This window comes from Synechococcus sp. CC9616, assembly GCF_000515235.1.
In the GTDB taxonomy this organism is placed as follows: domain Bacteria; phylum Cyanobacteriota; class Cyanobacteriia; order PCC-6307; family Cyanobiaceae; genus Parasynechococcus.
Genome location: NZ_KI911558.1, coordinates 591,291 through 617,422, shown reverse-complemented (window position 1 = coordinate 617,422; position 26,132 = coordinate 591,291). Strand labels below are relative to the sequence as shown.

General features: G+C 55.1%; 23 protein-coding genes. 11 read left to right on the top strand and 12 right to left on the bottom strand.

Translation table 11 applies throughout. The features are described from left to right. Positions 1 to 17 precede the first annotated feature (17 nt). Positions 18 to 749 carry a 2-phosphosulfolactate phosphatase family protein gene (locus tag SYN9616_RS0103655; protein ID WP_028951909.1) on the bottom strand — a complete coding sequence of 244 codons (732 nt, stop codon included), beginning with the start codon at positions 747 to 749 and terminating at the stop codon, positions 18 to 20. A gap of 64 nt (positions 750 to 813) precedes the next feature. Between SYN9616_RS0103655 and SYN9616_RS0103650 the strand changes: the two genes are divergently transcribed. From SYN9616_RS0103650 to SYN9616_RS0103640, 3 genes are read left to right on the top strand one after another with little or no spacing between them, the layout of a single operon-like run. After that, positions 814 to 2,376 carry a UbiD family decarboxylase gene (locus SYN9616_RS0103650; protein WP_028951908.1) on the top strand — a complete coding sequence of 521 codons (1,563 nt, stop codon included), beginning with the start codon at positions 814 to 816 and terminating at the stop codon, positions 2,374 to 2,376. A gap of 26 nt (positions 2,377 to 2,402) precedes the next feature. Beyond that, positions 2,403 to 3,728: a 3-phosphoshikimate 1-carboxyvinyltransferase gene (gene aroA, locus SYN9616_RS0103645; protein WP_028951907.1), complete on the top strand. Its 1,326-nt coding sequence runs from the start codon at positions 2,403 to 2,405 to the stop codon at positions 3,726 to 3,728. Then, positions 3,709 to 4,647 carry an MnmC family methyltransferase gene (locus SYN9616_RS0103640; protein ID WP_028951906.1) on the top strand — a complete coding sequence of 313 codons (939 nt, stop codon included), beginning with the start codon at positions 3,709 to 3,711 and terminating at the stop codon, positions 4,645 to 4,647. Before aroA ends, SYN9616_RS0103640 begins: the two co-directional genes overlap by 20 nt. Positions 4,648 to 4,654: 7 nt before the next feature. On the opposite strand, the gene SYN9616_RS0103635 is transcribed toward SYN9616_RS0103640, so the two are convergent. Beyond that, positions 4,655 to 6,058, bottom strand: coding sequence for a hypothetical protein (locus tag SYN9616_RS0103635; RefSeq protein ID WP_232199978.1), 1,404 nt, complete (start codon positions 6,056 to 6,058; stop codon positions 4,655 to 4,657). Positions 6,059 to 6,899: 841 nt separating this feature from the next. Between SYN9616_RS0103635 and glmU the strand changes: the two genes are divergently transcribed. Then, the gene (glmU, locus tag SYN9616_RS0103630) at positions 6,900 to 8,252 is read left to right on the top strand and encodes a bifunctional UDP-N-acetylglucosamine diphosphorylase/glucosamine-1-phosphate N-acetyltransferase GlmU (protein WP_028951904.1); all 1,353 of its coding nucleotides are present in this window, start codon (positions 6,900 to 6,902) and stop codon (positions 8,250 to 8,252) included. Positions 8,253 to 8,303: 51 nt separating this feature from the next. Further along, a complete protein-coding gene (locus SYN9616_RS0103625) occupies positions 8,304 to 9,032 on the top strand; it encodes a tetratricopeptide repeat protein (RefSeq protein ID WP_028951903.1) in 729 nt (242 codons plus the stop codon). Positions 9,033 to 9,035: 3 nt separating this feature from the next. On the opposite strand, the gene murF is transcribed toward SYN9616_RS0103625, so the two are convergent. The 6 genes from murF to menD all read right to left on the bottom strand — a co-directional run bounded on the left by murF (position 9,036) and on the right by menD (position 15,899). After that, positions 9,036 to 10,385, bottom strand: a complete 1,350-nt coding sequence (gene murF / locus SYN9616_RS0103620) for a UDP-N-acetylmuramoyl-tripeptide--D-alanyl-D-alanine ligase (RefSeq protein ID WP_028951902.1) — start codon at positions 10,383 to 10,385, stop codon at positions 9,036 to 9,038. Beyond that, positions 10,382 to 11,125, bottom strand: a complete 744-nt coding sequence (locus tag SYN9616_RS0103615; protein WP_051410933.1) for a hypothetical protein — start codon at positions 11,123 to 11,125, stop codon at positions 10,382 to 10,384. Before SYN9616_RS0103615 ends, murF begins: the two co-directional genes overlap by 4 nt. 2 nt (positions 11,126 to 11,127) lie before the next feature. Continuing rightward, the gene (gene glgA, locus SYN9616_RS0103610) at positions 11,128 to 12,672 is read right to left on the bottom strand and encodes a glycogen synthase GlgA (RefSeq protein WP_028951900.1); all 1,545 of its coding nucleotides are present in this window, start codon (positions 12,670 to 12,672) and stop codon (positions 11,128 to 11,130) included. 64 nt (positions 12,673 to 12,736) lie between these two features. Then, the gene (locus SYN9616_RS0103605; protein WP_028951899.1) at positions 12,737 to 13,282 is read right to left on the bottom strand and encodes a L,D-transpeptidase; all 546 of its coding nucleotides are present in this window, start codon (positions 13,280 to 13,282) and stop codon (positions 12,737 to 12,739) included. Between the two features lie 4 nt (positions 13,283 to 13,286). After that, entirely contained in the window at positions 13,287 to 14,156 is an 870-nt protein-coding gene (gene menB / locus SYN9616_RS0103600) for a 1,4-dihydroxy-2-naphthoyl-CoA synthase (RefSeq protein WP_028951898.1), read from the bottom strand. 6 nt (positions 14,157 to 14,162) lie between these two features. After that, positions 14,163 to 15,899: a 2-succinyl-5-enolpyruvyl-6-hydroxy-3-cyclohexene-1-carboxylic-acid synthase gene (menD, locus tag SYN9616_RS0103595; RefSeq protein WP_084218293.1), complete on the bottom strand. Its 1,737-nt coding sequence runs from the start codon at positions 15,897 to 15,899 to the stop codon at positions 14,163 to 14,165. A 94-nt stretch (positions 15,900 to 15,993) separates the two neighbouring features. On the opposite strand from menD, the gene SYN9616_RS0103590 reads away from it, so the two are divergent. From SYN9616_RS0103590 to SYN9616_RS0103580, 3 genes are all read left to right on the top strand, one after another. Further along, positions 15,994 to 16,257: a hypothetical protein gene (locus tag SYN9616_RS0103590; protein WP_156918653.1), complete on the top strand. Its 264-nt coding sequence runs from the start codon at positions 15,994 to 15,996 to the stop codon at positions 16,255 to 16,257. A gap of 133 nt (positions 16,258 to 16,390) precedes the next feature. Continuing rightward, a complete protein-coding gene (gene lepB, locus SYN9616_RS0103585; RefSeq protein WP_028951895.1) occupies positions 16,391 to 17,014 on the top strand; it encodes a signal peptidase I in 624 nt (207 codons plus the stop codon). Positions 17,015 to 17,029: 15 nt separating this feature from the next. Further along, complete coding sequence (locus tag SYN9616_RS0103580) at positions 17,030 to 17,383, top strand: DUF760 domain-containing protein (protein ID WP_028951894.1); 354 nt, start codon at positions 17,030 to 17,032, stop codon at positions 17,381 to 17,383. A gap of 1 nt (position 17,384) precedes the next feature. Here the strand turns inward: SYN9616_RS0103580 and SYN9616_RS0103575 are convergent, their stop codons facing one another. Beyond that, positions 17,385 to 18,566, bottom strand: coding sequence for a DUF4336 domain-containing protein (locus SYN9616_RS0103575; protein ID WP_037990643.1), 1,182 nt, complete (start codon positions 18,564 to 18,566; stop codon positions 17,385 to 17,387). A gap of 83 nt (positions 18,567 to 18,649) precedes the next feature. On the opposite strand from SYN9616_RS0103575, the gene SYN9616_RS18180 reads away from it, so the two are divergent. Next, positions 18,650 to 18,772: a hypothetical protein gene (locus SYN9616_RS18180; RefSeq protein ID WP_369791918.1), complete on the top strand. Its 123-nt coding sequence runs from the start codon at positions 18,650 to 18,652 to the stop codon at positions 18,770 to 18,772. A gap of 637 nt (positions 18,773 to 19,409) precedes the next feature. On the opposite strand, the gene SYN9616_RS0103570 is transcribed toward SYN9616_RS18180, so the two are convergent. Next, the gene (locus tag SYN9616_RS0103570; RefSeq protein ID WP_028951892.1) at positions 19,410 to 22,148 is read right to left on the bottom strand and encodes a CHAT domain-containing tetratricopeptide repeat protein; all 2,739 of its coding nucleotides are present in this window, start codon (positions 22,146 to 22,148) and stop codon (positions 19,410 to 19,412) included. A 674-nt stretch (positions 22,149 to 22,822) separates the two neighbouring features. Between SYN9616_RS0103570 and SYN9616_RS16065 the strand changes: the two genes are divergently transcribed. Both SYN9616_RS16065 and SYN9616_RS0103560 read left to right on the top strand, forming a co-directional pair. After that, a complete protein-coding gene (locus tag SYN9616_RS16065) occupies positions 22,823 to 23,587 on the top strand; it encodes a hypothetical protein (protein WP_156918652.1) in 765 nt (254 codons plus the stop codon). 296 nt (positions 23,588 to 23,883) lie between these two features. Beyond that, the gene (locus SYN9616_RS0103560; protein WP_028951891.1) at positions 23,884 to 24,135 is read left to right on the top strand and encodes a hypothetical protein; all 252 of its coding nucleotides are present in this window, start codon (positions 23,884 to 23,886) and stop codon (positions 24,133 to 24,135) included. A 20-nt stretch (positions 24,136 to 24,155) separates the two neighbouring features. Here the strand turns inward: SYN9616_RS0103560 and SYN9616_RS18175 are convergent, their stop codons facing one another. Beyond that, the gene (locus SYN9616_RS18175; protein ID WP_028951890.1) at positions 24,156 to 24,392 is read right to left on the bottom strand and encodes a hypothetical protein; all 237 of its coding nucleotides are present in this window, start codon (positions 24,390 to 24,392) and stop codon (positions 24,156 to 24,158) included. A gap of 30 nt (positions 24,393 to 24,422) precedes the next feature. Next, complete coding sequence (locus tag SYN9616_RS0103550) at positions 24,423 to 25,802, bottom strand: FAD-binding protein (protein ID WP_028951889.1); 1,380 nt, start codon at positions 25,800 to 25,802, stop codon at positions 24,423 to 24,425. Positions 25,803 to 26,132 lie beyond the last annotated feature (330 nt).

The following is a 26,132-nucleotide window of genomic DNA, read 5'->3' as shown; positions in this document are numbered from 1 at the left end:
GCGGACTGTAAATCTGCTCACGCTGCCTTCAGGACACCGGGCTCCACCTGAGTCGGCACCACACTGAGCTGATCGAGACCGGCACAGCAGCGGAAGTCTGCGTCGTGATCACCGAGACGAATCAGGCGCTGACCATGGCTGGCCGCACGCAAACAACCCTCTGGATTTTCCTTCCACTGATCCCAGAGGGCGATTGCAGCCGTGAGCTCATCGTTGGCGATGACAACCCCCTCTGGATCGAGGTCCTTGAGCCTGGCGCCAAGGGCTCCGGCTGCGAGGGAATCTTCCAGGGAATAGGCCCCCTCCCATCCACTACCAACGATGGCCACTGTTTCCGGTTGCTTGCTCTGCAAGCGCTGAGCAACCGCCTCCCGATTGGGCAGGGCAGCCGTCAACAGCAGTGGAACGTCCCGCACGCGATCCAGGGCGCGGGTGCCGTTGGTGGTGCTCATGAACAAGCGTTTTCCGCCGACGGTTTCTGGAACCACGGCCACGGGCGAATTCCCGAGGTCAAAGCCGGCCAACATCTGGCCACCTCGTTCGCCCAAGAGCAACCGGGGGCTGGCAGTCCAGGCCTCAGCCGCAGCGTTGAGATGCTGTAAATCCGCAAACGCCTCCACCGCTTCAGCGCCGTTGTGAAGGGCCCAGGCAATGGTGGTCGTCGCCCGCAGGACATCGATCACCACAGCCCCCTCGGGCTGGCAATCCGCTGGCATCTCAGCGGGTACATGGAAATAAAGGACCTGCATGGCCACGCTCCGGATCAGCGTGCGACACAGTACCGAGGCCAACCGTCAGACCTTCGTCGTCGCCATGGCCCTGTTCGGATCGGGATCGGCCACCCGCGACCTCCGCGGCTTCCTGAATCTCCTTGATCAAAAAGGTCAGCTGCGACGAATCACGGCACCGGTTGACCCTGATCTGGAACTGGCTGCCATCGCTGATCGCGTGCTGGCCATGGGGGGGCCTGCCCTGCTGTTCGAGAACGTGATCGGCTCCTCCATGCCGGTGGCCGTCAACACCCTCGGAACGGTGGAACGGGTGGTGTGGAGCATGGGATTGGAGCGGGCCGAGCAACTCGAAGAACTCGGCAGCCGTCTGGCCTTGCTGCAGCAGCCAAGGCCGCCCAAGGGATTACAGGAAACGAAGCAGTTCGCACGCGTGTTCTGGGATCTGATCAAGGCCAGGCCGGATCGAGATCTCACGCCCCCCTGCCGCCAGGAGGTGTTTCGCGGCGACGAGGTGGATCTCAACAACATTCCCTTGATCCGTCCCTGGCCGGGCGACGCCGGCGGTGTGATCACGCTCGGGCTGGTGATCACCAAGGATCCGGAAACGGGCGTCCCAAACGTGGGTGTCTACCGGCTGCAACGTCAGTCGGTGAACACGATGACCGTGCATTGGCTGAGTGTGCGGGGCGGAGCCCGCCACCTCCGTAAGGCGGCGGCTCTTGGTCGCAAACTTGAGGTCGCCGTCGCCATCGGCGTGCATCCGCTGCTGGTGATGGCTGCGGCCACACCCATTCCGGTTCAGCTGAGCGAATGGTTGTTTGCGGGGATCTATGCCGGCGAAGGCGTGCGGCTCACGCCATGCAAAACGCTTGATCTGCAAGTGCCGAGCCACAGCGAGGTGGTTCTTGAAGGGACGATCACGCCCGGAGAGGTGCTTCCGGACGGGCCATTTGGTGATCACATGGGCTTCTACGGCGGCGTTGAAGACTCACCATTGGTGCGCTTCCATTGCATGACGCAGCGCCGCGACCCTGTGTTTCTGACCACGTTCAGCGGTCGCCCTCCAAAAGAAGAGGCGATGTTGGCCATCGCCCTGAACCGGATCTACACACCGATCCTGCGCCAGCAGATCCCCGAAATCACCGATTTCTTCCTGCCCATGGAGGCCCTCAGTTACAAGCTCGCGGTGATCTCGATCGACAAGGCCTATCCCGGACAGGCCAAGCGGGCCGCCATGGCCTTCTGGAGTGCCCTTCCACAGTTCACTTACACAAAGTTTGTTGTGGTGGTCGATAACCACATCAACGTCCGCGATCCCCGCCAGGTTGTCTGGGCGATCGCAGCCCAGGTGGATCCACAGAGGGATCTCTTCACCCTGGCGGATACGCCTTTCGACAGCCTCGATTTCGCCAGCGAACAACTTGGCCTTGGCGGACGTCTCGCCATCGATGCCACCACGAAAGTGGGGCCCGAGAAGAACCATGACTGGGGCGAACCTCTGAGTCGACCAGCGGAGCTAGAGCAGCGCATCAGCCAACGATGGAGCGAACTCGGCCTTGATGACCTCGGCAGCGACGAACCGGATCCGAGCTTGTTCGGCTACGCCCTGGATCGCTTGATCCAGACAATCAACACCGCCCCATAGGATCGAGCGTTGACGAGCTCCCGGCTTTGAGCGCGACCGCAGGCACCACTTCACCTCGCGAGCTGAAGGCCGGCGGCAGCCTCGGCGGGCGTGTCAAAGTCCCCGGAGACAAATCGATCTCCCATCGCTCGCTTCTGTTCGGAGCGATTGCCGAGGGCAGAACAACCATCGAAGGCCTGCTGCCTGCCGAGGACCCATTGAGTACGGCAGCATGTCTGAGGGCGATGGGCGTCACCATCAGCCCGATTCAGAACGACAGCATCGTCACCGTTGAAGGGGTTGGTCTCGATGGCTTGCAGGAACCGACAGAGATTCTCAATTGCGGCAATTCCGGCACCACAATGCGGTTGATGCTGGGGCTGCTGGCGGGACGTGCGGGCCGCCATTTCGTCCTGGACGGCGATGCCTCGCTGCGACGACGGCCGATGGGCAGGGTTAGCCAGCCACTGGCCTCGATGGGTGCCGATGTACGCGGGCGTCAGGGTGGCAGCCTGGCCCCCCTGGCCGTAATGGGATGTCGGCTCAAGGGAACGGTGATCGGAACACCGGTGGCCAGCGCCCAGGTGAAATCAGCGCTGCTGCTGGCAGCTCTGACCGCTGAAGGTGCAACCAACGTGATCGAACCGGCGCGCTCCCGTGATCACAGCGAGCGGATGTTGCGCGCTTTCGGCGCCGATCTTGAGGTGGATGGTGAGATGGGACGGCACATCACCGTTCGCCCTGGAGCGACCCTGCGCGGTCAGGATGTGGTGGTCCCCGGGGACATCAGCTCCGCTGCCTTCTGGCTGGTGGCTGGCGCCCTTGTGCCCGGGGCGGATCTCACCATCGAGAATGTCGGTCTCAACCCCACCCGCACTGGAATCCTCGAGGTGCTGGAGCAGATGGAGGCCCGCATCGAGGTGCTGAACCGTCGTGATGTGGCCGGTGAACCGGTGGGCGACCTGCGCATCACACATGCGCCGCTCAAACCGTTCCACTTCGGCGAGGAGATCATGCCCCGTCTTGTGGATGAAGTCCCAATCCTCAGCGTTGCCGCCTGTTTCTGCGAGGGCGAGAGTCGGATCAGTGGAGCCTCTGAACTGCGGGTCAAGGAAACCGATCGGCTAGCGGTGATGGCCCGGCAGCTCAAGGCCATGGGGGCCGACATCGAAGAACACGACGACGGCATGACCATCCGCGGCGGACGCTCCCTCAAGGGAGCCGTGCTGGACAGCGAAACCGATCACCGGGTTGCGATGAGCCTCGGTGTTGCCGCGATGCTGGCGGATGGCAACTCCAGCCTGGCCAGAAGCGAAGCAGCAGCCGTGTCCTATCCCACCTTCTGGGACGAGCTTGACCGGCTCCGCTGCTGACCTTGGCGCTCTCCGCGTCTACCCAACAGCTGATGGCAGTTTCAGCCTGCACAGCGATCACTTCGGGGAGGCCTTTCACAACTCAGCGGGAGCCTTCAGCGAAGCGAAGGCGAAATATGCCCTGCCATCGGAACCGGATCGGTTTGCAGCCAAGCCGGTTCGCCTTCTGGATGTCTGCATTGGACTTGGCTACAACACTGGGGCGCTGCTCGAGAGCCTGCCGAAAACGACTCTGTCACTGCAGTGGTGGGGTCTGGAACTGGACCCACGACCACTGCAATTTGCTCTTTCCCAACCTGACTTCAGGATTCTCTGGAGCCAGCCAGTGCTCGAGCGGCTGGAGGCCATTCAGACCCATGACGGATGGGAGGAGAGCAAGAGCAAGGGCACCATGCTTTGGGGAGATGCCAGGCAAATGCTGCAACGTGTGGATTCAGGATCCGTCGACCTGATCCTTCACGACGCCTTCTCTCCAAGACGTTGTCCACAGTTATGGAGCGAGGAGTTTTTGCATGGCTTGGCGACCTGCCTGGCTCCGGGTGGTCGCATGCTCACTTACAGCCGTGCCGCCGCCATTCGATCCAGCCTGGAGACAGCCGGGTTGGAGCTGTACTCCCTTTTGCCGGTCCCGGGTGAACGCCCCGGTTGGAGCAGTGGCACCCTGGCCGTAAAAAAAGGAGACACAGCACTGGCCAGCAGTGGGCCTGGATGGCGATCTCTCAGCCCAATGGAACGAGAACATCTAAGAACCCGAGCCGCAGTTCCTTTTCGTGATCCATGTGGAGATTTTGAGGCCACAGAGATCCTTGCCAATCGAGATCTGGAGCAACGTTGCTGTGGCCTTGAAGCCACTAATGCCTGGCAACGGAGGTGGATGGCAAAGGGCGGCCTTGCTTCAGGCAAAAACAATAGAAGTTGAATATAAATCAACCAATCATAAAATTAATTAAACCTATATCGTTTTGCGTCACAGATACATGTTTGACATTGATTTGCTTATTCTGAACTTCAACAAGCAAGTCATCGCCTGACCCACCCTGCATGAAGAAATACGCATTATCAGACTCAAGACCATCCATTACGGCATATTGGCCAACTTCTTTTAAGTTCGCATCCAATACCTCAACTCTCTCAGCAAGGGACGTGACTGCACTAAACCTTGCAATACCCCCTGAAACGGTCAAACCATCAACGTCAATAGAATAATTCTGACTTGGCACAGCGATCGACCTGGTATCGATTTCCATCGTGGTTCCCGAAGAAGCTCCTCTCGCATTATTCCTAAAGATGTATTGGTCAGAATTAGTCGTCGTGGAATCACTAACTTGATCAAAAACAATCAAATGACCAAGCCCTGTCGATTCAGTACCTGAGAATGTGCTATCAAAGTCAATAGTATCCGAACCTTGTCCACCTTTTAAAGTATTCGTACCTTTAATTTCCGAGCGCGTAAAATCAATATAAATTGAATCGGCACCTCCTCCACCAGTAATATGTGCTGAAGCGGTCATAGTATTTAAAATCTGTATCGTGTCGCCACCAGATCCACCGCCAATTGAATTATCAGATCCATCAAAACTTGCGGAGATTACAATACTATCTCTTCCAGCATTACCAAGTATCTCATTATCTTTACCGAGCTCTGCGGAGATTAATATCGTGTCTCTGCCGCCATTTCCCTTAAATGAGCCATTATTTGCTGACAATTGCAAATCGATTAGATCATTGCCGTAAACATTCGCATCAGCAGCATCACCATTGACGACAAAATTATTCGTAGAAGTGCTATTTTTAATCTCGATTAAATCATTACCACCTCCACCATATACCGTGGCATTGTCTATGTTGCTTGCAGACCCTTCTTGATCTGCAAAAGAAAGTGTGTCTTTCCCCGCCCCCAATAGGTATTGCTTGTTGTTAGCAGAAAACTTATGTCCGGCATTGTAGGAAACATAATCAAAACCGCCACCTGCATTTACATCCCCCAAGTCTGCTCCGGATACTGTGATGGTGTCGTTTCCATCTCCAGCCTGGATTGTTATGTCTTTATTTGTCCCAGAATTGAAATTGATTAAGTCACCGCCAGCACCACCCCGTATCATCCCATTGCCCAATACGATTCCACTAAACAAGATCTGATCAGGACCACCATTTGCTTCTACCTTTACATCTTTAGCAGATACATCACCACCAAGAAATTCAACAGTATCAGCACCCTGAAGCCCGTAGATTGTAACCATATTAGAAAGCCCAGAAGGGACGACGATCAAATCCTGGTCAATCGTTCCAGAAATCTGTGAGGCAGAATTGGGAACCCTAAGAATTGCCATGAAAAAACCTTAATTTCTAATATTCTGGCAACGGGACAAGAGCTGTCAACCCCATAATATCTCATTGTCTCTTCTGGAGAAACTACAACCCCGAATCGCTCTCCTACTTGCACAAGAGAAAAGCAAACCATCAAAACAATTCAAGAATTTGGGTATCACTTAAGATTAAATATGCATTGGCATTGACCAATTAATTGCTCCACTCAGCAAGCTGAGGAGGTGGGTATGGGTTATTCCTTGACAAAATAAATGCTTACATCGAGTTTACATGCCGATATTAATCTACTTATCATTACTGAAAGTCACAATATGATGTCTAATCGATCGAAGCCATTGTTTACGACTGCCAACTCAATCAAAAACGAAAGACTATCAATGGCAAAGCCCTACTTTCCGAAAAGTAAAATTATCAAGCAGTTTCCTTAAAAGTATTTGTTCAAAACCCTTTAACATATAGATGACGTTGTGCTGTCGAAACATATTCAGGAAGGGTGAGCTATACGAGCTCTTGATTTAGTCAAGGCCCAAATTGACAAGCAATATTTATTGCCCAATACTAATCTTATTACGCCGATCGCACAGGAGCAGTTGAACTGCTCTCCCACCAAGGCATCAAAATCGACTAACAGCTGGTGTCCAAGCAGTTCATCACATACTGATCAAGAACGTACCCGGGACAGATAGAACTTGAAAGTATATTTAAGAAGGAGAAGCAAACTTGATTCCTCGCAATTGGATTAGTTTGATTTCACTGGATGCAGCAATTACCAGGCTGCACCACTAAATCAAGGTGTCCAGAGCAGGTCCGGATAGATTCCGGCCAAATCGCCTCTCCATGCCGATGCTCGCCGTTGCCGTTCTGGCCGCTGGGAAGGGAACACGGATGAAAAGCGCCCTTCCGAAGGTGCTGCAACCCCTTGCTGGCGCCACGTTGGTGGAGCGGGTTCTGGCCAGTGCACGCAACCTGCAGCCGGAGCGACGCCTGCTGATCGTGGGTCATCAGGCCGAGCGGGTGGAGCAGACATTGAGCGCCCTCGGAGGCCTGGAATTCGTTCTCCAGCAACCTCAGAACGGAACCGGACATGCCGTTCAGCAGCTGCTGCCCGTTCTCCAGGGATTTGCGGGAGAACTCTTGGTGCTTAACGGAGATGTGCCCCTGTTGCGCCCGGAAACCATCGAGGCGCTTGTCCATGGTCACCGCAGCAGCGGCGCAGACGTGACCCTGCTCACGGCGCGTCTTGCTGATCCAACTGGATACGGCAGGGTTTTTGTCGATCAGCAAGGACAGGTGACGGCGATTGTTGAACATCGCGATTGCAGTGATGAACAACGCCGCAACGACCTCACCAACGCCGGCATCTACTGCTTCAACTGGACTGCCTTAGCCAGCGTGCTGCCCAAGCTCAGCACCGACAACGACCAGGGTGAGCTGTACCTCACAGATACCGTCGCCATGCTGCCCAAAGCCATGCATGTGGAGGTAGGCGACTCGGATGAAGTGAACGGCATCAACAATCGCAACCAACTGGCCCAGTGCGAAACGCTCCTGCAGGAACGTCTGCGGGATCATTGGATGGCAGAGGGAGTCACCTTTGTTGACCCTGCCAGCTGCACACTCAGCGAGGGATGCCAGTTCGGCAGAGACGTGGTGATCGAACCGCAGACCCATCTGCGTGGGGCCTGCAGCATTGGTGACAACTGCCGCCTCGGTCCCGGCAGCCTGCTCGAGGACGCCATTCTCGGCAGTGATGTGACTGTTCTCCATTCCGTGGTGCGCGAGGCCAAAGTCGGCAATGGCGTCGCCATTGGTCCATTCGCCCACCTACGGCCCGCCGCCGAGATCGGTGACGACTGCCGCATCGGCAATTTCGTCGAAGTGAAAAAGAGTCAGATCGGCCAAGGCAGCAAGGTGAATCACCTCAGCTACATCGGAGATGCAGAGCTTGGGAGTGACGTGAACATCGGCGCAGGAACGATCACGGCCAATTACGACGGCGTGCGGAAACATCGAACGGTCATTGGCAACAGCAGCAAGACCGGTGCCAACTGCGTTCTGGTTGCACCCGTGAGCCTGGGATCTCAGGTGACGATTGCCGCTGGATCCACCATCACGAAGGACGTCACCGATGGTGCGCTGGCGATTGGACGATCCAGACAGGCGAACAAACCTGGTTGGGCAGACCGGACAGGCTGACGGATTGCTGCTAAGCAGTGGCTCAAAGCCTTCAGGGGAGTCGGTGCACCGATGAAACGACAAACCTTTTCCCTACTTGCATGCCTGGCCATCGCCACAGTTCCTGTCGGGGTCGTAAAAGCCCAGCAGACAGCTGAACTCCTGAACAGTGCCCTGCGTAGTCGAGAAAACGGTGATTACGTCAGTGCTGAACGGGATTTTCAGCAGGCCGTTCGAATCGACCCAGAGAATGCCAGTCTCTGGAATTACCTCTGCTCCACAAGACTTCTGGCGTCGAACTACAAGACCGCAATTGATGCTTGTAACGAGGCCCTGAAGCTGTCAACGAAATATGTCGTCGCCCTCGGGAACCGAGCCGATGCCTGGACCTATCTCGGGGAGTATGACAAGGCCATGAACGACATCAATCGAGCCATAGCGCTGAACCCCTCTTATCTGTTTGGCTATCAGCTGAGAGGTTGGCTGAACATCTACAAAAATGACGGCGACCGCATTCAGAGTGCCAAAGACTTTCAGCGGGTCCTCAGAACTTCGCCGGATAATTCCTCCGTCATGACGGGATTGGGGATTGTGCAGATGGACCTGAAGGATGCGTTTGGAGCCATTCGCTGGTTCGACAAGGCCATCGCCGTCTCACCCAAATACGCCTACGCCTACCGCAGCCGCGGAATCGCTCGCGAAATGATGGGTGACATGACGGGTGCCTGCAGCGACTGGCGCCAGGCCAAGAACTACGGCAACAAGCAGGTTGTGCAATGGATTCAGAAACAGTGTCGCTGAGAGTCAGAAACGCGGTAGGAGCGGCATTAAACTCTCCAAGGCAACACCACGACTCGCCTTCAGCAGAACGACATCACCTTGCTTGAGCCAATGCATCAACGGCTCAGCTGCCGCCTCCGGTTCTACAACCACTGCCAGACGCTCAATCGCTGCGGCGGCATTCGCCATCGCTGCAGCTTCGGGATCTGAGGCCACGACCACCAGGCCATCGAGTTTTATTTCAGCAGCACGGGCGGCAATGGCTGCATGAAGCTCCACGCTGCGATCACCGAGTTCAAGCATCGTTCCCAGAACAGCGAACCGGCGACCGGGTTGTGCAGCCAGGAGATCCAGGGCCGCAAGCACAGCCTCCGGTGAAGCGTTGTAGGTCTCGTCGAGAAGAATCAGGCCGTCCTTGTCCAATCGGCGATTACGTCCGCCTGGAACCTCAACCTGCAAATTGGCAAGACTGGCGAGGGGAACTCCCAGTTCACCAGCCACGGCGATAGCCAGCAGGAAATTACGGGCGTTGTGGCGACCATCGAGAGGCAGCCCGAATCGTTGACCATCCACAACGATCTGATCGCCGTCGATGCAGCCGATCAGATCGGCATCGGCTGCCTGATCATCGTCAAGACGGACGCGAATCACTCTGCCGGACCAAACCCTGGCCAGGGACGTGTCCAGCAAAGAATCTCCGGCTGGGATCACAACAGCACCATGGGGGCTGAGATGCATCGCAATTTCACATTTGGCAGCAGCGATGGCCTCGCGACTTCCGAGCCGGCCGATGTGGGCCGTGCCGATGTTGGTGATGACGGCTAGATCCGGTTCACTGCACCGTGAAAGCCGGGCGATTTCACCGGGTCCTCGCATCCCCATTTCGACGACAAGGGCGCGATGACTGTTGTCTGCCTGCAACAACGTCAAAGGAACACCTACGTCGTTGTTGTTGTTTCCAGTGCTGGCCTGAATCGGTCCCAGCGGCATCAGAACGGATCGAATCAATTCGCGCGTTGTTGTTTTGCCAGCAGACCCGGTGATCGCAACAACAGGTTGCTGCAAGGCACGACGATGGAACAGACCTAACTGCTGGTAGGCCTCAAGGGTGTCGTCAACCCGCCAATGCAGGAGATCCGGCGGAACCGGATGATGCCAGGCATGCGACACCACGGCTGCCTGGGCTGCAAGCTTGGGCAGTTCCCCCAGAAAGGTGTGACCGTCAAAGCGTTCACCAACCAGAGGCACAAAAAAATCCCCACTGCCCAGCTTCCTGCTGTCAGTACAAATCGGACCAACTGCTGCATCGGGCCGGACCTCACCAGCGACCGGTGGTCCCCAGAGATCAATCAACTGCTGGATCACCAGGCTCATCCGGACACCTCGATTTCGAACAGGATCATGCCGTCACCCACCCGTGCCGAGCGAGCCAGGGAACGATCCTCGTCATCAACCAGCATGAGGGCTCCATAACCAAGGTCCTCGGCGATGGACTGCCAGGTTTCAGCCTGCTGCTGACGACTGTCTGCGGAGAGAGCACGCCAGCCGGATGGCGACACACGCAACACCAGCCGATTGGCGCGCAGATCTGGCTCCGCAGAGTCCAGGAGATTGTTAGGCGTATCGCCATTGATCATCAGATCCAGCAAGGGATCGATCTGCAGTGTCGGCGGAGCTGGCGGAGCGGTTCGAGACGGAATGGGTTGTTCCGACGAAGAGCCAATATCTGAAAACGGCTCGGCAACATCGCGATCGCTCTCGAGAGTGGCTTCTGGAAGGCCAGATATCGCAGGTTCGTCGGCGACGTTGTCCTGAAGGCTCAGGCTGAGTGATGCAGAAGGGTCTGGACTGATCTGTTCCGCAGGGGCTGGAACGGAACGGGACAGGCTCAGCCAGCGCAGGCCCACTACCGGAAACGCCAGCACCAGAACAAGCAGCAGAGGCCAAAACAACGGAGCCCAAGAACGGGGCCAGAACGCTGGAACAGAAAGATCACCCTCACGATTACGCCGCGACAGTTCCCTGATACGCAGACCGATATCGGCCACCAAAGCCCTGAGATTGCGGCCGAATTCCCGCCAGGGGCTGGTGTATGGCGCCGGCAGGTTGGGCAAGGTCAGCCGCTAAGTCGTCCGAACAGTCTGTTGAGCGGATTGCGACGGCTGGCACTGGCCGGGGCAGGGATGGGCTTAGGAGCTGTTTCGGCCTGGACATCGTCGGGCCGGGAAGGATCGGCGTCCTGTCCCCGTGAAAACTGTTCCACCGCGGCGGCATCGGGGGTTGGCTCCTTCAGTCCGCAGACATCCCGATACATCAGGTCGTAGTCCACAGCGGACCGGTTCCAGCTGTAGTCCTGAGTCATGCCACGTTTCTGCAAGGCCATCCAGCTGGTCGGATGGCGATAGGCCTCCCAGGCCCTCACAAGAGAGGTGTAGAAGTCGACCGGTTCAAAGCGGTCGAAGCAGAATCCGGTTCCACTCTCGTCCGCAGGAACGTGGGGGGGCACCGTGTCCACAAGGCCACCGACCTTGCGCACCACGGGAACAGAGCCGTAACGCATGGCATACAGCTGACTGATCCCGCAGGGCTCAAACCGACTAGGCATAAGGAAAGCGTCGCTGCCGGCGTAGATCAACCGCGACAGTTCGTCGTCGTAGGTGAGGAACACAGCGCAGCGCCCTGGATGGCGGGACGCCAGCTGCCACAGGCCCGATTCCAGTCCGCGATCTCCTGTTCCGAGCACAACGATCTGGGTGTCGGTGTAGGCAAACAGACGATCGGCAACTTGAAGCAGCAGATCGACACCCTTCTGATCCACGAGCCGGCTCACCATGCCCAGTACGAAGGCATCCTCACGAACAGCCAATCCCATCCGCTCCTGCAGCACCCGCTTGCAGACGGTTTTGCCGGTGAGATCCTCCACGCTGAAGCGGGCTGGCAGTGAGGCATCTGTTGAGGGATCCCAGGCCTCGAGATCGATCCCGTTGAGGATGCCGCGCAGTTTTCCTGAAACGAAATTGAGCAGACCCTCCAGCTTTTCGCCGTATTCGGTCGTTCGGATTTCCTGGGCATAGGTGGGAGACACGGCATTGACCGTGTCGGCGTAAAGCAGGGCAGCCGCCATCGTGTGATCCCCCTGCATATACCAGGGGCACCAGGTGATGCGGTCAAGCTTCCAGCGCCAGGGTCCCTGGTACTTGAGGTTGTGAATCGTGAAAACCGTGCTGATGTCAGGGTCCTGATGCATCCACACCGGAATCATTCCGGTGTGCCAGTCATGGCAGTGCAGAACCTGAGGCTTCCAGACGTTCCAGGCGAATTCAGCAGCAGCCAGGGCGAAGAAGGTAAAGCGCCAGTCCTCGTCTTCCCCCCCGTAGATCCGCTCGGGATCAAACACAGGATGACCCACCAGATAAATCGTTAGTCCTGAGGTGGGATGGCTGGTTTCGAAAACGGCGAATTCGGTGCCCATGGCCTGGGCACGCCAGATCGGCTCCTCTGGTATCTCCAGCTGGCTCCAGAGCTTGCCGTAACCCGGCATGATCAGCCGCACATCATGTCCGCGCTGGGCGAGCGCTGGTTGCAGTGAGCCCACCACATCCCCCATGCCGCCGACCTTGATCATCGGGGCGCATTCGGCAGCAGCGAACAGGATGCGCATCGAATGATCTCTGAATCGGCGCGACTTTAAAGGCAATTCAGCTGGCCACTCACTGAAGAGTGACTCACGGCAGAACGGTCACACCCATGCCGAGACTGACCTGCCGGTACAGCGATTTCACATCCTCGTTGTAGAGGCGAACACAGCCATGGGAAATCGCCCGTCCAACAGTCCAGCGATGGGGCGTGCCGTGAAAACCCGTCGTGGTGCACCCCTTGATCGTGACCCAGGTCTCACCGTCGTGGGCATCACGCCCGAGGCAGTCGCGATGGAAAGCAATCCAGTGACTACCCAGGGGATTGTCGGGTCCCTGTTCCTCCACCCGTTCACCGGTCACGGGATGCACCCAGATCGGCTGGTCGATCTTTTCGATCACACGGAATGTCCCCGTTGGAGTCTCCCAACCCGGCATGCCGACGGCTACTGGGAAGGCGCTTCTAAGGCTGCCGCCCTCCAGCAACAGCAACCGGCGGCGCCCACGAAGCATCACGACGTGGCGCTCCGGCTTCTGACGCAGCTCCTCAGGAACCGAAGCGAGCGCCATCATCAGGGAATCGACGGATCCAGCCTGAATCAGCGGAGCTGGATCTGGAAGGGTGAGAGGGAGCATGGATTCAAGGTAACCAGCCCGTTGAGGAGAAGTCAGGGGGGCGTTTCTCCAGGAAAGCGTCACGGCCTTCCTGGGCCTCATCGGTTCGATAGAAGAGATGGGTGGCCTGGCCGGCCAGCTCCTGCAGACCAGCCAACCCATCGGTTTCAGCGTTGAAGCTGGCCTTGAGGCAGCGAATGGCAGTTGGGCTGTGCTGCAGAACGTCCCTGGCCCAGCGCACCCCCTCTGATTCGAGATCATCGAGAGGGAGCACCGCATTCACAAGTCCCATCCGGAGAGCCTCCTCGGCCCCGTAGCGACGGCAGAGGAACCAGATCTCTCGCGCTTTTCGCTGGCCCACCACCCGGGCGAGAAATCCGGCCCCGAAGCCGCCATCGAAGCTGCCAACCTTCGGCCCCGTCTGACCGAACACGGCATTGTCTGCAGCCAGGCTGAGATCACAGAGCAGGTGCAACACCTGGCCACCCCCGATGGCGTAGCCAGCCACCAGGGCGATCACCACCTTGGGAAGGCTGCGGATGATGCGCTGCAGATCCAGCACATTCAGCCGCGGCAGACCGTCCTCCCCCACGTAACCGCCGTCGCCACGCACGCTCTGGTCTCCCCCTGAGCAGAAGGCGTAGCCGCCATCGTCAGCGGGCCCCACTCCGGTGAACAACACAACGCCGATCCGCTGGTCATCGCGGATGCGGGTGAAGGCATCGCAGAGTTCAACGACGGTCTGTGGCCGGAAGGCATTGCGTTTGGACGGGCGGTTGATCGCCACCCGCGCGATGCCCTCCTGGCAGCGGTCCAAAAGAATGTCTGAGTAGTCGCCCCAGGGCTGCCAGGCCACGGCGACTGGACCGGGAAGAACCTGCCGTGGCTGAGACATCGGCTTTCAGCGCGTCAACAACTCATTCTGAGCAGCGGCGCGCAGATGCCGTCGCAACGCAACATCCAGGCGACGGCTGGTGCTGACGCGCAACAGGGCCGGACCCTCAACCATCAACCCCCACTCCAGAGCATCCTGCAAATCATCCAGGCAGGCCAGTTGACGTGCCGGAATGCCATGGGCAGAGGCCAGGGCCAGCGGATCAACGCGCTGCGGCATCGCGAACAGACGGTCGAATTGCTCCGGCGTACCGGACTCGATCGACAGTTGTTCAAAAATGCCGCCCCCGGCGTTGTCGATCAGAACAACCAGCAAGGGAGGAGCACCATCGCGGCCATGCAGCCAACCATTGCTGTCGTGAAGGAGAGCGAGATCTCCCGTGATCAGCACCGTCCGGCCTTGCACCATCGCCAGACCCATCGCCAGCGAGAGCGTTCCATCGATCCCAGACGCGCCACGGAAGCTGAAACAGCGGTGGCGGTAGCCGCCCGAACCACTCCAGACCATCCAGTCGCGCACGGGTGAACTTGCGGCGAGCATCACCGGGATCGTCTCGGGCAGCAGCCGTGCCAAGGCGCGCGCAAGGGCCGGTTCGGTGGCCACTCCGCAACAGGGAATCTGGGCATCGAGAAGTGTCCCGAGCCTTTCATCGAGTTGCTTCAACACGCTTGAAGAGCCAAGCGAACCTTCTGGTTGCTGAGCAAGCCAGGCCTGCATGCCCCCATGCCACTGGGTTGCGAGACCAAGCGGATCGAGCGGTCGGGGATCACCTTCGGTGATCAGCAACTGAGGGCCGGAAAAACCCGAAAGCCACTTTTCAAGCTTGCGACTGGCTGGCATGGGACCGAGCCGCAGCACCTGCAGGGACTCACCGATCGGCAGAGCCTCAAGCAACAACTCCCAGTGATCAAGTCGTCCTGGCAGATCGACTGGCAAGGCGGACAACGGATCCGCCAACAAGGGCCAACCACTGCGCTGTTGCCATTCGCGCACGGCCTGCTGAAACGAGGTCAGATCAGAGGCGAGACCTCTCCATGGCCCTGCCACCACAACTCCGGGCAGGGAAGGATCCAACAGAGGGGCAGCGTTGATCGGAGGTGGATTTGCTGAAGCGATCGCGACCGGATCGGCCTGGCCGCTAATCAAGGCTGCAAGGCCATCCTCTTGCTCTGCAACGGAGGCATGCAAGGGTTCCTCGAAGGGAAGGTTGAGGTGAACCGGTCCAGCAGCGTCAGTGACGCTGCCATGAGCCCGGTGCCAGCTGTTTGCGGCGAGACGATCAAGATCCTCAACCTCAGCACAGTGCAGTCCCTGCAGCGGACCGGAATGGGCCCAACGACAGACCGGTCCCAGAAACTCCTCCTGATTGACGGTTTGATTCGCCCCGCAGTTTTTGAGCCTTAAAGGACGATCGGCAGTCAGAAGCAACAACGGCTGGCAGGAGCGATCCGCCTCCACCGCAGCAGGCAACAGATTGGCGACCGCCGTTCCGGAGCTGGTGATTACAGCCACGGCTTTGCCGGACGCCGTCGCCATCCCAAGAGCCAGAAACGCTGCTGATCGCTCATCGATGGCGGTCGTCAGCCAAAGATCGCCTTTCTTTGCCAGAAGCCCAGCGGCGGTTGCCAAAGCCCCGGACCGGCTGCCAGGACACAGGACCAGTCGCTCAAGACCAAAACGTCGGAAAGACAGGAGCAGGCCGAGAGCAACTCTGAAATTCGCGGCAGCAACCGAAAGCAACAGCCAAATGCTTTTTGGAATTTTGCTGCAACAGCTGTTTCGGAGCGATTTGTTGCCAAAAGGAGTTGAGGTTTCTCAAACTGGCCGACCATCACGAATGATCGACCAACCATTTCGAAGCAGCAGTGAGCTCAAGCAGTTCTGCAGAACCATCGGGTACAGATGCCGCATTACTCAGTTCACCCCAGGTCCTCTGCAGGGTCGTCTGCGTGCGTCAAAGACCCTTGGATTTCCAGTCGTCAGGATTGATTCCAGCCAGGGATTGATTTTTCAGGGTGATCGCAATTCAGCCGTGACGCAGATCGCTGTTGAACTGAATCAGGACCTGGAGCCTCACCTGGTCAAGTGCAAGCGGTGTTGAACCAAGCGGAGTCGGGGATGTGGCACTTCGCTATGGCTTTCCAAGCCGTGGAGATGTCAGCCGCTACTACAGAGAATTGTTCGGAGAATTACCCCGTGACACGCTCATGAAACGCTGAGGACTCCAAAAACTGTTGACATCACCCTCAACTCCTTCCGACGACAAGAAACCCGATCGTTTTTGGCGCAACCTGATCCTCTGGGGTCTGCTGGCTTTGTTGGTGCGCTGGATCGTGATCGAACCCCGCTGGATTCCATCCGGATCAATGCTGCCCACCCTGCAGCTGCAGGACAGGATCCTTGTTGAGAAGATCCGTCCGCGGCTCAGCCGGCGGCAAGGGTCCCCGCTGCCACTGGACAGCATTGTTGTGTTCGCAGCCCCGCCGCAACTGGTCGAAGCCGGCTACGACCCGTCAGCCGCTCTGATCAAACGGGTTGTGGGACAACCGGGAGATCAATTGGAAGTGCGTGACGGAGTCTTGATTCGCAATGGAGAGATTCTGGAGGAACCCTGGCTGGCCGAATCGATCGATTACGCGATGGAGCCGGTAACCATTGCGCCGAATCAGCTCTGGGTGATGGGAGACAACCGCAATACAAGCCTCGATTCCCACCTTTGGGGACCACTTCCCCAGGCCAATGTGATCGGAACCGCCGTCTGGCGCTACTGGCCGCCGGTGCGATTTGGTCCGATACGGATCTCCGCCAACAATGAGGACGGGCTGAATCCGGAGGCTGCGTTAGTGTCGGGTCCGTGATGCTGATCACACAGGATGTTCAATCCCGAGTTTTTGACCACGGATCACAGCGACGGTCAAGCGGGGAACAGCCTGATCCAGTACCTACAGGAGCAGTCCCCTGACACTCTCCAGCGTGTCGCACGTTCTGCATCCGGCGAAATCCAGGACATCATTCGCCACAACGTTCAGGGGCTGCTGGGCATGCTTCCAGGCGAGCACTTCGAAGTGAAAGTCACTGCTAACAGGGACAACCTGGCCAACATGCTCGCCTCAGCCATGATGACGGGCTACTTCCTTCGCCAGATGGAGCAGCGCAAGGAGTTGGAGGAAAATCTTTTTGCTGACGACGAAATGGCGGTCGAATCTGACGATCAGCTCAATCTCTGATTTAGGGATTCTTCGGCACAACACCGAGCTTCAGCAAACGTTGATCGATAGAACTCAAAAAGGCCCAATTGTGATCATCTGGGGCCCAGGTCCTTTTTGTGAGCTCGTTCCGTAAGGCCAGAACCTCCTCAGATCCAAAATTCAGAGGAGCGCAGTAATGAGCAGGAACAAGCCAGCGCAGATCGCTGAAGCGTGACACGTCTCCCAGCCAGGTGATCAGGCTGGTGAGCGCTCGGGGCAGGACAAGGCGCTCAAGGACAGGAGCCACCTGCAGCTTGGGCGCTGCGCTGCCCATCAAGCCATCGGCAGACTCCTGCCAGCCAGGCTTCCAGCGGAAGGGATACAGGCCAAAATGAGCCCGCAAGGATCTGAGCCCCGGACGAAAAGCATGGCGCAGCAGTTCTGGAACAGCTGGAACCTCCAACGGTTCAGGTCTTAGGTAAGAGGCAAAAAGCACCAGTCGTGCCCAACCGCGACAACGTGCCTCGGGTGAATCCGCAAGTGGCTCATCTCCGCATTCACGAGCATGGAACAACAGGGGAGTTGGGTCCAAGTCGAACAACGCTGGCGGTTCGGCACTGATGCCCACCAGGGCATCGGTCACTAGCAGAGCCCCTGAGGGGCGATGAAAACAGGACACCTCTTGAAAACGACCCAAGCCAAGATCGAGCGGTCCCAGGGAGATCCACTCACAAACATCGCCATGGGGGACGCCATCGTCGAGCAACACTCTTGTTCGATGTGACGGAATACCAAGCCAGGAGGACGGCAAGGGAATCGGGAAACTCCACTGTCCTGGACAGACCCAGAGATCTGCGTTAGGGAAAGCCCGCGCCAGGGGGGGCAAGGGCAACTTGTGCTCCAGTCCCGAGGCGGTGGGCAACACGATCGAGCGCACGGGTCCGTGCTGTTGCTCCAGCGCAGCAATCTCCTGGCGCAGCTCGCGGGTCGGCGGCAGCGGGTTCACCAACATCAAGCCACCCGGCACCTTGGCCACGGTGAGCCGCACGGGCACCGCCACGTAATACACCCCCTGCAGCTGCTCGAGGCTCCAGAGCTGCCCGGGGATTAACTCACTGAACACCGTGCGGCGGCGACCATACGGATAGAGCGGGAGCAGCGGCCACCAGGGCCAGCTTTGGTCAGCAGGAATCACACCAGCTCCAGCCACCAAGCCCCCCATCAATGCAGTGATTCTGCAGAGGAACGGATCAGACCAGGGGCAAACCACCACCGAGGCGCAAAACAGCACCACCCGCCACGCCGGTGCCGCCAACTCACCAACAGCAGAAATGCAACCAACGCCTGGATGAACTCAGCGCCGCAGCGGATTCCCGTGTGCCAGACGGACTGAAACAAGGACGCCAAGAACGGCTGGATCTGGCGTGAATTTTCAGAGAAGCACGGGTTAAAGGATGTTCGAGAATTCATGGGCTACGCACGCGTCGGTACAACGCTGCGGTAACTGCTGGAGGTGAAACAGCTCGACCTTCACCAGATTGCAGGACTACTCTCAACCTCTGCAGACATGCTCCGGAATTCCTAATTGGACCATTACCGTTTCCGCTCGAACGAGATCATTCGAGAAGTCTTCGGGTGCAGGTATGGAGTCTCAGGCTTTTTGGATGGGTCGCCAACAGGTCAAGATGGTAATTTGTGCTGACATTTGTCACTTGGTCAAACAAGATCTTGGTTGGTGACTTCTTGACTAATTTTTACGTAGAAGCTGGTTCACAACATCAGAAACATCGGAGATTCCACCGCAAATAAGTGCTACGGGTGCGATAGGGACCACTTCCATACCAGGAAGTGGCACAGCTGGAATACGCCTCTGCTATTGGGATGATTTCAATCGAGACACCACCGAGAGCGAACAGGGAAACAAGAATCTTTTTCATGGGTGGAGTTGGTTGAGGTGGATGTGGAGTTCAACCCTCCGAAGCCAACCACTCGTTCCATGGCCTGAGGGGTGATTCCAAAACCAGGTCTCTGGTAGGCAAACCTGTTCGGGACGATGACTTCGGGATTAAAGACCCTCCACCGGTCTCCAATCTCCACTCAGCTGGAATGCTGCCCATACATACGGTTCACGCCACATCGGAATGGGGTGATTGCGGAACTCCTTTTGCGTTTCAGCCAAGGCATCAGCTTTGCCTTTTCCTTGCTTTAAGCGCTGATAGAAGCTCTCCATAAAGGCTGCTGTTGCTGCATCATCCACCTTCCACAGACTCAGCAAACTGCTCCTTGCGCCGGCTACGGCAATTGCACGTTTCAAACCATAAACCCCTTCACCAGCACGAATATCGCCTCGCCCTGACTCACAGGCTGAAATCACAACAAGCTCTGTTCCATCCCAATCGAGTTGAGCCACCTCTAAAGCTGTTAAGTAACCATCGTCATTTGGATTTGCATTCGGCTGATTGGCCCCTGCCAAAGCAATCCCACTTCTCAATAGCGGACTTTCACCTTGTAAAAGCGATGTGCTCAAGCCTTCACCACTGCTGCGCTGCGTTTTTGACGCTACGCGTGGGGTCGCCCCCTTATTTGTTTGATCAGGCAGGTAAAAAGCATGCGTCGCTAGATGAAGAATTTGTGGGGCACGAATTTGCTTGACAGTGGTCGCAGTGGCTTTTAAATCCATCAATAGTTCGCCGCCCACTAACCCTTGAATTTTTGTGCCTTCATATGCTGTTGCCTTCAAGCGCTGCCATTTCAATTGAGTAGGCAAAGCAGCTGAACGTTTCACACTTGTATCATCATGGTTGTAACTAGTAACAACCTGCCTCTGAGACACAACTCCATCGTAGTTTGGGTCTGCAATGATCAACACATCACCTTTGGCTAAATAAATTGGTTTCTGTAGATCTAAGAGCTCACGGCCGGTAGTCAACAGTCTCAGCTCAACTTGATCACTCAAATAGCCATTGTCAGCTGTAGGTAGAGCTGCAAAAGGCAGACGATTCAGCTCACCATCTGGCGAGATGAACCAAGTTTTAGTACTTTTAACAACATTCAGTAGTGGATAAACAATTATTTCGCTAATTCTTTTGATTAATGCTGGCGATTCATTTGACTGACTTTCAATTGCTTCTACAGCTTTGCTAATATTTTTATCAATTAATTCAGCAGATCCTAAATCTACCACCTCAATTGTCCCATTCGAATTGAGCACCATTGCTAAATAGCGTTCATCATCCCAACGCTTGTCAACAGGACGGTTTGCAGTAAAGGGACGATATCGTTGAAATTCAATCAATACACTATCTGCTGGAAGAGCTTTGGCAATCTCTTCTACCTCAACAATCCTAGGTTTCAATTGCGGCAACAATCGGTATAATTGTTTTTCTATGAACTCTTGCCGCTCGGACAGGGCTTTACGTTGATCAGGTGTGATTGCTAAAGAAGCTATTTGTTTCATAACTTCCTTGAGTTCATTTGCTAATTTAACTTGTTCACCTGAAAACATTGATATAAGTGCTTGTCTTTTTTCAATTTCTGTCAATAAGCCTTGGCGATTCAAGCGAGCGAAGAGAGATACCTCAGCACCACTTGTCCCAGATGACGCCAATGAGAAACTTGCTTCATGAGTAAACCCAAGGCTTTTGATAAATGAAAGTCGATCATTTCGCGCTAGAAAAGGTACTTCTCTTTGAATCAAATCTGCTTCAATAATCAAACCTCTCTTAAGCATTTGTGCTGATTTTTTACTTGATCCTTGGCTCTCATATAAAAAGGCTAAATTATTTATAATATCAGCTGTAGATGGATGATTTGGACCGTAGATCTTCTCAAAGTTGCTGAGCACCTCCAGCAATAGCGGCTCTGCTTTATGGGCTTGATCTTCTTTCATATACCACATCGCAAGATTATTCATACTTACTAACGTCGCAGGGTGGTTTTCGCCGTGTGAAATTAAATAGATATCTAAAGATTGTCGAAACAGCGTCTCGGCCTTATTACTTAAGCCTTGCTCTGAATATGCCCATGCTAGGTGATTAAGTGTCAAAGCAGTCTCTGGATGATTTTCTGGCAGTATTTTTGTGTAAATAGAGAGAACGTCAAGGTAAAGCGGTGTGGCTTTTGCGTATAATCTTTCTTTTTTGTAAACATCAGCCAGATGTCGAAGAGTAATGGCTGCTTGAAAATTAGCAATTCCTAGTTTATTCTCAAAAATCTTAATTGCTCTTTGGAACAATCTTTCTGCTTTGCGGTAGAAGCCTTGCTTTGAATATAGCTCACCCAAGCTTCTATAAAGTACAGCTGTGTAGACGTGACTCTCTCCTGATATCTCTTCGGAAATTGAAATTGCTTTTTGAAACAGTGGTTCCGCTTCACTATATAAAGATTGAGTTTGATACACCACGGCTAGGTAACTGAGTGTAGAGATCATCTCCAAAGGATCGGCACTTGATTGCTTTTCCTGTATCGCCAGCGCTCTCTGAAGATAAGTCTCTGCCTCGTTGTAAAAGCCTTGATCAAAATATATACGTCCTAACCTATTGTAGCCATAGGAGGCAGCAAGACTTTCCGATCCATATTTTGATTTCCTGATCTCAACAAGAGTCTTCCATATCTTGGCAGCTTCAGCGTAATTACCTGTCTTTTGTAAATCAATCGCTCTATTAACTGTTTCCTGATTGTCAGTTAAAGTGGTGACTTGTGCAATGTTTTCCGCGGCGAAGACTGGAGTAGCAATCGTTGAGTTAAAACAGATTCCTAAAGGCAGCCATAGGCACCCGATAGAAAGAAAGTTGATAATTCTCATTTCTCTATACTAGTACAATTTGGTTTCCCGTTACAACTTTGCATTAAGTATTGCGCTGAAGTTTTTTTGTGAGTTTTGTTCAACATCTTATCTAGGTTGATAATATTCATAAATTCCCCTTCCCCTTTTAAAGACGTTCCAATCGATTATCGGTGACTTTGAGTTCGCAGGCAAGCCTTGCGACAGGGTCTCCTTGGCAGGTTTCAACCATTACTTGCCGGACGCGTCCTGTGCGCCATCCATGTCGCTTACTGATACGGCGATGCCGTCGTAGACCGTGATAAGCGGTTTTGCCCAGTCTTGGAATGCAGTCTTTAAAAGTCATGTATCGAAACCATGAACAAACTTTAGCGTAAATCCCGGCTTCAGTATCCAACTTCTTCCACAAAGGATCATCAGGTAAATAGTGCGTTATCATGCGTTATTATACTTGCTTATTCTACGCAATCAGATTGTAATCGACAAACCAGCCTGCCTGCACAGGCAGCTGAATCAAAGGTAGAGCCGGCAAAGATATCGAAACTAATGATGACGCAACACGCATTGCCCAAACAAGCTCTTCACCAAATTAGCCACTTCAAGAACTAGAGGCATTGATTCATCATTGAGCATGGCTGCTGCCAAACAGTTGTTTGATCGCTAAATTGAAGCTGTATGCAATCACCACATTGCTCATGAGCTTGGCCCAAAAAGCTTTCGGTGCCATTTCTGCACTGGGCTTACTTACTGCAACAGCCCAATATCCAGTAAAATCAGCCAGTCTCAACCAGAGCGTTGAAGCCTTTGGCAACTACGTGATTTACCACTGGCAAAAAGATCCGAAGCTCAAGAATTTCAACCCACCGCAGATCATCACCAACGTTAAATCAGACACCAAGGTCCTTGGTGGTTGCGTTTCCAACCACGGAGGAAGGATCGCGACTGATGTGGGTGGAACCTCCTATTGCCCACGGGTCAACACAATTTATGTCGTCCAAGAGCAGCTTGAACCTTTCTTCAAACACTTTGGACCTGCAGCAATTGCTTATGTGATTGCCCATGAATATGCGCACTATCTTCAGACAGCTTTTGAAATGGAATATGTTCAGCCAGTCTCTGAATTACAAGCCGATTGCCTTTCTGGAGCAATCCTTGGGCAAGGTGCTAATGAACTTGAAATCACGAAGAGAGATATCATCAGTATGGCTCAAGCTGCATACACAATCGGTAGTAAATCTCATGGCACGGGAGCCCAACGGGCTTATGCTGTTTACGCAGGATTTGGCCTTTCTGAAGAAATTTCGTGTTCAACAGCAGACATGAATAAATTGTCTGCGAACCAGATCAATGATCCCGTTTTTAAGGAACTAGCTTCCCAGAGATCGGCTAATAGTGTGGACTTGAACAAGCCGCAAACTCATTTGAAGTCGATCTCTGGAAGCCTGCTGGGAGGTGTCTAGTACTTCAATACGTTTCAGGGGGAACGCAATTTTGATTTTTCAAGGTCAATTATTTTGTTTTCGGAGACAAACTCGCCCTCACTCATAATTGCTTGAACTGAATCAGAAATAGAGGTTGTATTTGGTAATTCTATCAGGCTAAATTTGATTGAATTATTAAGAACGGCAAGCAATCGCGTTTAAAGAAAGATTTTAATAAGTATACCCAAAATAATCATAATTTACTGGCAATTTTTTTCGATTAAAATACATCACCAATCCTTTATTGGCTCGTGGTCCATACACGCTTTCAATGCATGAAAAATTTCCAAAAAGATCTGTCATTCAGCATTCAGCTGCTGCATTTGCAGGAGCAAAACGCCAATAGAACAGCGAAAGCAACTGCTGCAGCATCAACACCGCACGCAAAGCCATCACACAAGGATCACCTTCTGATCCATCAACCTGAACGATTGATGGATGGCTCAGTTGAACTCCATCAAGCCCAGTTGCACAAAAAACCTGGGACAACGCAGGGACAAGCCTCTTACAACAATTCCAACAACTAACGTCTCAGTGGCAGTAGCGACTACCAGCCCCAGCGCTGATCAGCAGGATTCACACCAGCTCCAGCCACCACGCTCCCCATCAATGAAGTGATTCTGCAGAGGAATCGATCAGGCCAGGGGCAAACATCCACCCCGGAGCAAAACAGCACCACCCGCCACGCCGGTTGACGCCAACCCACCAACAGCACAAACGCCACCAAGGCCAGGCTGAACTCAGCTTCGCAGCGGATTCCCGTGTGCCAGACGGGCTGAAACATGGACGCCAGGAAGGCTGGGTTCGTCGCGGGTCAGACCCGGCCGAACAGCGTCGCGTAGTGCCGATACCAGTCGCTCTGAAACCGGCATTCGGGGTCGTGCATCAGCTTCGCGTCGAGGAACTCCGCAAATCGTGGATAGCACGTCTCGACCTGTTCCCTCGTCGCCCACGGGTGATAAGTGAGATAGAACCGCCCCCCATGCTCGATCACCCGGTCGATGATCCGGCGAAAATCGGCCTGCGCCTTCTGGATGCCTCCCGGCGTGTGCATGACATGCAGATTGCAGACGATGCAAACGCTTCTCCGAGTAGCCCATGGGAGAAAACTCTCCTCGTCGGGCTCGATGAACCGGATGGTTCCATAGGTCATGTCGACTCCATGGCGAATGAAGTCCCCACGCACCTCGGTCAGAAATGGGATCAGTGAGTCGCGGTCGACGTAGACCTCCGTAATCATCTCGGTCCCCTGATCGGTGGAAACCTCAGCTGCATAGCCTTCGAACACGTTCGAAAGCTGGTGGGCATCCGACCAGTAGACCTGACCCGAAGTACCGAGATAGAACTGCTTGTACGTCGCAAAGGCCTTTCCCTTATTGGTTCGCGCGAGTCGATAGAGATCGGCCCAGTCGGACGACGCCATGTGGCGGGTCTCTTCGGGAACGGGAGTGTGGTCGGGTACCGGCCGGTAGCACGAGAAGACTCCGGGATGGAACTCCTCGCCGCTATGCAGGTCGATTGAGTACTGACAGTCGCCGAAGAGGAAACCTTCCTCGATCGCCGCATCGATCAGAGGCATGAGATTCCTCACCGCGATGACCTCCACCATTCGCTTCACCTTGAACCGAGGCACCAGTCGAATCGTGACCCGGGTCACCACGCCGAAGAGACCGTACCCGCCGATCGCGAGGGCGAAGAGCTCACGATTCTCGGTTCGGCTGCACACCTTCAAGCGTCCATCGGCGTCGATGATCCGGAAGGACTCGATGTCCGAAACAAACGGCGGAAATCGAAGGCCCCGGCCGTGGATGTTGGAGGAGAGCGAGCCCGCAATGGAGACCTGATCGATTCCGGTCTGCTTCTGTCGCACCGCCCAGACCGTTTCGCTCCCGTCCTGATCGGCGTGGAGGTAACCGATCAATTCCGGCCACATGATTCCACCCTCAACGTCGATCAGACCGTTTCGACGATCGAAGTCAATGATTCGATCCATCCCACGAAGATCGAGATGCACTGTTCCGGTCCCGAACTGCTGACCCCCCATCGAATGCCGGCCGCCGGCCATGGAGATCGCATCGCCCGCTTCGGCCGCGGTCAGGATCGCCTTGCGGACCTCCTCCTCCGAACGTGGCGAGAGGATGGCCTTCACATCGGTGGGATTCAGACGGGATTGAGCATCATTGACTTCAGGCATGAAAAAAGGCTCCTTCGATGGACATGGTTATGGAGGAGGCAGTCATTCATTCGGAACCATCCAGCATGATGTTCTCGGTGACAGCTTCACCATCCCAGGGTCTGACGGCGAGATAAAGGCGACATATACAAAACCACTACTCAGGCAGTGAATCATCAATAACCAACAATCACACCCAGTTGAACAAAAATTTCAGGGACAACTCAGGTACAAGCTCTCCAGACAGGCCCCTGAAACTAGGAGCTAGGTGGCAGCAGCCCTTTTCAAAACAGGCCAGCAACCAATGACATCGACCGAGGTTCTGTCGCCTCAGGATGATGGCTGAGCTGA

Coding starts and splice junctions, on each gene's coding strand:
- SYN9616_RS0103655 (WP_028951909.1), bottom strand. CDS start 749: ATGCAGGTCCTTTATTTCCATGTACCCGCTGAGATGCCAGCGGATTGC.
- SYN9616_RS0103650 (WP_028951908.1), top strand. CDS start 814: ATGGCCCTGTTCGGATCGGGATCGGCCACCCGCGACCTCCGCGGCTTC.
- SYN9616_RS0103635 (WP_232199978.1), bottom strand. CDS start 6,058: ATGGCAATTCTTAGGGTTCCCAATTCTGCCTCACAGATTTCTGGAACG.
- glmU (WP_028951904.1), top strand. CDS start 6,900: ATGCTCGCCGTTGCCGTTCTGGCCGCTGGGAAGGGAACACGGATGAAA.
- SYN9616_RS0103625 (WP_028951903.1), top strand. CDS start 8,304: ATGAAACGACAAACCTTTTCCCTACTTGCATGCCTGGCCATCGCCACA.
- murF (WP_028951902.1), bottom strand. CDS start 10,385: ATGAGCCTGGTGATCCAGCAGTTGATTGATCTCTGGGGACCACCGGTC.
- glgA (WP_028951900.1), bottom strand. CDS start 12,672: ATGCGCATCCTGTTCGCTGCTGCCGAATGCGCCCCGATGATCAAGGTC.
- SYN9616_RS0103605 (WP_028951899.1), bottom strand. CDS start 13,282: ATGCTCCCTCTCACCCTTCCAGATCCAGCTCCGCTGATTCAGGCTGGA.
- menB (WP_028951898.1), bottom strand. CDS start 14,156: ATGTCTCAGCCACGGCAGGTTCTTCCCGGTCCAGTCGCCGTGGCCTGG.
- SYN9616_RS0103590 (WP_156918653.1), top strand. CDS start 15,994: ATGATCGACCAACCATTTCGAAGCAGCAGTGAGCTCAAGCAGTTCTGC.
- SYN9616_RS0103580 (WP_028951894.1), top strand. CDS start 17,030: ATGTTCAATCCCGAGTTTTTGACCACGGATCACAGCGACGGTCAAGCG.
- SYN9616_RS0103575 (WP_037990643.1), bottom strand. CDS start 18,566: ATGGGGGGCTTGGTGGCTGGAGCTGGTGTGATTCCTGCTGACCAAAGC.
- SYN9616_RS0103570 (WP_028951892.1), bottom strand. CDS start 22,148: ATGAGAATTATCAACTTTCTTTCTATCGGGTGCCTATGGCTGCCTTTA.
- SYN9616_RS16065 (WP_156918652.1), top strand. CDS start 22,823: ATGAGCTTGGCCCAAAAAGCTTTCGGTGCCATTTCTGCACTGGGCTTA.
- SYN9616_RS0103560 (WP_028951891.1), top strand. CDS start 23,884: ATGAAAAATTTCCAAAAAGATCTGTCATTCAGCATTCAGCTGCTGCAT.
- SYN9616_RS18175 (WP_028951890.1), bottom strand. CDS start 24,392: ATGTTTCAGCCCGTCTGGCACACGGGAATCCGCTGCGAAGCTGAGTTC.
- SYN9616_RS0103550 (WP_028951889.1), bottom strand. CDS start 25,802: ATGCCTGAAGTCAATGATGCTCAATCCCGTCTGAATCCCACCGATGTG.